Below are 3,270 nucleotides of genomic sequence, written 5' to 3' on the forward strand. Positions count from 1 at the left end.
CACTCGAGAAGCGGGTTTTGGCGCATATGCATATCTCAACCTGCAAGCAGGGACGCAAACGGCAATTTCCAACTATCATCCGAGTTGGCAGGATCGATACTTTGAAAAGGCTTATGCGTTGATCGATCCCGTCGTTCGAAGTGCGCGTGATCGGTTCGAGGCCTTCGCTTGGTCAAATGAACCTACGCCCTCGATGAGCAAGGCGCGACGGACATTCTACGGCGAGGCAGCAGAGTTTGGAATCCGATCGGGTATCTCGATCCCGATCAGGATCGGCTTTGGCCGCGTGGCGATGCTTACGCTCGCATCCGAAGAGACCGATTTCGCGGCACGCCAAGTCCTCAACACAGCGGCTGCAGCGTCGGCTGCCGCCCAATTACACGCTCGCGTCGAGTTGGTTCGAGCAAGACCGACCAACCAGACACCGATCCACTTGAAGTCCGACGAGCTGACCTGCTTGCGCTGGTCGGCAGAGGGCAAGTCGATGAAGGCGATCGCCATAATCGAAAACACGACCTATTCGAACGTGGCTTTTTTCCTACGCAACGCGAAAGCCGCGCTGGGCGCATCGACCCTGCCGCAAGCGACCGCCATGGCCAAGGAATTTGGCTTGATCTGACTTCAATGCGCCTTGGTCCCGGGCATGTCGGGAATGTAACCAAGGATATCCAGGAGCGTCGAGACGACGGTCTGCTGTGCATGAACAGCGATCATCGCCGAAACATAGGCGCGACTGGCTTCCTGTATATCGATTTGGTTGCGCTGAAGCTTGCTTGCATGGTCGATCCTGGATTCAAGCACCACGGCTTCGTCTCGCAGTCGGCGATGCTTTTCGATCTCTTGCACGACGTGGCGTTCGATTTCTTCGGGCGGCATGGCGCTCATCAAGCCGATGAGTGGCCGTAATACAAGCTTGGTTTCTGACACGGGCCCATCAGTACTAGCGTCGAACATACTCAAAACCAATTACCGTCCAAGCCGTGCCCATGTAAACTGGCTACAGGCGTTTTGTAGCGTCGTCATCCTCATGCGAGGCTCCGATACATAATATAGTTGATAAACTTAAAGTGTGTAAACGGCGATCTTCCGCGCATGGATATGCGCAAGCTGGTAGGCCGGAATTTCGCACGCCTCCGTCGGGAGAAAGGCCTGACGCAAGAGGATGTCGAAACGCGTTCAGGATACAGCCAACAATATCTCAGCGGACTGGAACGAGGCCGCAGGAATCCGTCGATCATCACCATCTACCACATCGCCCAGGCGCTCGGTGTAAGCCACGTCGAACTCGTCGCCCCGGATGACCAACCGTAAGTGAGCTCTCTCAATTTGACATATTCGATTGCTTCGGGCTAACTGTCCTCAGTCCTAGGACAGCGGACAGTGAGTATGAAAAGCCAAGATATCGTCGTTCTGCTAAAGCTGATCAGCCTGAAAAATCAGGAACGCACCAAGGGAATGGATCATCTGCGATCGGAATCCCTAGGGGGCGAGCCTTACTCTGTGCGAAATCTCGAAGCTCTACTTGGCATCAGCAAGACGGAGATCGCCCAGTCGATCAAGCGAAGTATCGCTTCCGGCATTGCCAGAAAAGACAAAAGCAACAACGAACCTAGGGCTGACCGCAGAAACCTGCTCGCTTTCATCACGAACGGGCTGAAGTTCGTTTTCCCCGCACAGGTTGGGCCGATGCAGCGAGGCGTCCCGACAGCCTTTGCCGCACCTATGCTCACCGAACTCCTGATCAGCGGCGGGACGTACAACTACGTTTGGCCCTATGCCAATGGAAAAGAGATGGGCCAGGCGGTGGAACCACTCTTCAAGACGGTGCCCGACGCAGCTCTCAAGGATGAAGAGCTTTATGAGTATCTGGCGCTGGTTGACGCGATCAGACTTGGCAACCAGCGGGAAGTGGGTCTCGCGACCGAGCACCTTAAGTCAAGGATCATGAGCAAATGACAGCGATCCGAGCTCAACTGCTGGAAATGATGAAAGCCGTCGCCTCCGCCCTCGGCGAAGATCTTCGCTCGCGCCTGGTCTTCGTCGGCGGGTGCACGACCGCCCTGTTCATCACTGACCCGATCACATTGGAGGACGTGCGCGCTACCGACGACATCGACCTGATCGTCGACCTGACGGGTTTCCCCGCATGGGCTCACCTTCAGGACGAACTTCGACAAAGGGGCTTCGTCGAGGCGGCAGATGAAGCAGTGATCTGCCGTATGCGCCTTGGCAAGCTGAAAGTCGACTTCATGCCGGACGATCCGGACATTCTCGGTTTCGGCAATCGCTGGTACGAGAATGGAATTGAAACAGCGCAACATTATCAACTGTCGGAGGACCTTGCGATCCGGATCCTGACGCCGCCGTTGTTCCTGGCGACGAAGCTCGAAGCCTATGCTGGCCGCGGAAACGGCGATCTGATCATGAGTCGTGATGCTGAAGACATCCTTCTTGTTGTCGATGGCAGGGAGGAACTTCTCGACGAGGTCCTCGCCGCCGACAGCGACGTCAGAAACTACATCGCCGAGAAATTCCGTGCGCTCCTGGACCAGGATGGCTTCGACGATTTCCTCGACGGCAATATCCGCGGACCGGAAGGCCGCGTTGAAATTGTTCGCGAGAGGTTTGTCGCGATAAGCCAGTGCGCGAATGGTGCCGTGCAATGAAAATCGAAGCACGCTGGTCGAGCCAAAAAGGGACACGTACCGACGACAATCGCGACCACGCGGGGATCGCGAGCAGGAAGGGCGGATTTCTCGCCATCGTGACTGACGGCGCCACGCACGGCTCGAACAACGGTGAATATGCACGGGCAATCGTCGAAGCTATTGTCGACTGGTTTGCCGAAACCGACGATGCGTGGGGCCCGGAGATCATGCAAGCCAAGCTCCGGGAGATTCACCAAGCCCTTCGCAAATCGTTTCCAAGGGGTTCCGCCAGCATTATCCTCTTCCACGTGACGGACGCGGGTTCCTTGACAGTCCTCCACTCGGGAGACTGCCTGCTTGCCAGGCATGATGGACAGGCACAGTGGCAAGGCACGCCCCATACCCTTTCAAACGCCCTGGCAGACATGCCCCTCGATGCCATCGCAAAATCCCCCACGCGGCACCTTCTCACCCAGAGCTTTCGTTCCAGGGAGTTCATGGCCCCAGACGTCCTGGCAGAGGAGAGGGCCAGCGGCGCGTTTCTTCTTGCAACCGATGGCTTCTGGGCGGAGTTGACGGAAAGCGAGCAGGAAGCGTTCCTTGGCGGCTGCCAGCCCGCTAC

General features: G+C 56.9%; 6 protein-coding genes. 5 read left to right on the top strand and 1 reads right to left on the bottom strand.

What is annotated here, in order from left to right; all coding sequences use genetic code 11:
• A partial coding sequence (locus GR138_RS30035) for an autoinducer binding domain-containing protein (protein ID WP_160862923.1) occupies positions 1-619 on the top strand: 619 nt, incomplete at its 5' end.
• A 2-nt stretch (positions 620-621) separates the two neighbouring features.
• On the opposite strand, the gene GR138_RS30040 is transcribed toward GR138_RS30035, so the two are convergent.
• Positions 622-927 carry a transcriptional repressor TraM gene (locus tag GR138_RS30040; protein WP_160862924.1) on the bottom strand — a complete coding sequence of 102 codons (306 nt, stop codon included), beginning with the start codon at positions 925-927 and terminating at the stop codon, positions 622-624.
• 165 nt (positions 928-1,092) lie between these two features.
• On the opposite strand from GR138_RS30040, the gene GR138_RS30045 reads away from it, so the two are divergent.
• The 4 genes from GR138_RS30045 to GR138_RS30060 form a co-directional block, all read left to right on the top strand.
• Positions 1,093-1,311 carry a helix-turn-helix domain-containing protein gene (locus tag GR138_RS30045; protein ID WP_160862925.1) on the top strand — a complete coding sequence of 73 codons (219 nt, stop codon included), beginning with the start codon at positions 1,093-1,095 and terminating at the stop codon, positions 1,309-1,311.
• Between the two features lie 75 nt (positions 1,312-1,386).
• Positions 1,387-1,956 carry a hypothetical protein gene (locus GR138_RS30050; RefSeq protein WP_160862926.1) on the top strand — a complete coding sequence of 190 codons (570 nt, stop codon included), beginning with the start codon at positions 1,387-1,389 and terminating at the stop codon, positions 1,954-1,956.
• Positions 1,953-2,666, top strand: a complete 714-nt coding sequence (locus tag GR138_RS30055; protein ID WP_160862927.1) for a hypothetical protein — start codon at positions 1,953-1,955, stop codon at positions 2,664-2,666. The genes GR138_RS30050 and GR138_RS30055 overlap by 4 nt, the downstream gene beginning before the upstream one ends.
• Positions 2,663-3,270 (top strand): PP2C family protein-serine/threonine phosphatase (locus GR138_RS30060; protein WP_160862928.1); only part of this gene is annotated, 608 nt, incomplete at its 3' end. The genes GR138_RS30055 and GR138_RS30060, both read left to right, overlap by 4 nt.

Origin of the sequence: Shinella kummerowiae (assembly GCF_009827055.1) — a bacterium.
GTDB lineage: Bacteria > Pseudomonadota > Alphaproteobacteria > Rhizobiales > Rhizobiaceae > Shinella > Shinella kummerowiae.

What these genes read in the sequence shown, in the direction of transcription:
- GR138_RS30045 (WP_160862925.1), top strand. Translation starts at nt 1,093, where the DNA reads ATGGATATGCGCAAGCTGGTAGGCCGGAATTTCGCACGCCTCCGTCGG.
- GR138_RS30050 (WP_160862926.1), top strand. Translation starts at nt 1,387, where the DNA reads ATGAAAAGCCAAGATATCGTCGTTCTGCTAAAGCTGATCAGCCTGAAA.
- GR138_RS30055 (WP_160862927.1), top strand. Translation starts at nt 1,953, where the DNA reads ATGACAGCGATCCGAGCTCAACTGCTGGAAATGATGAAAGCCGTCGCC.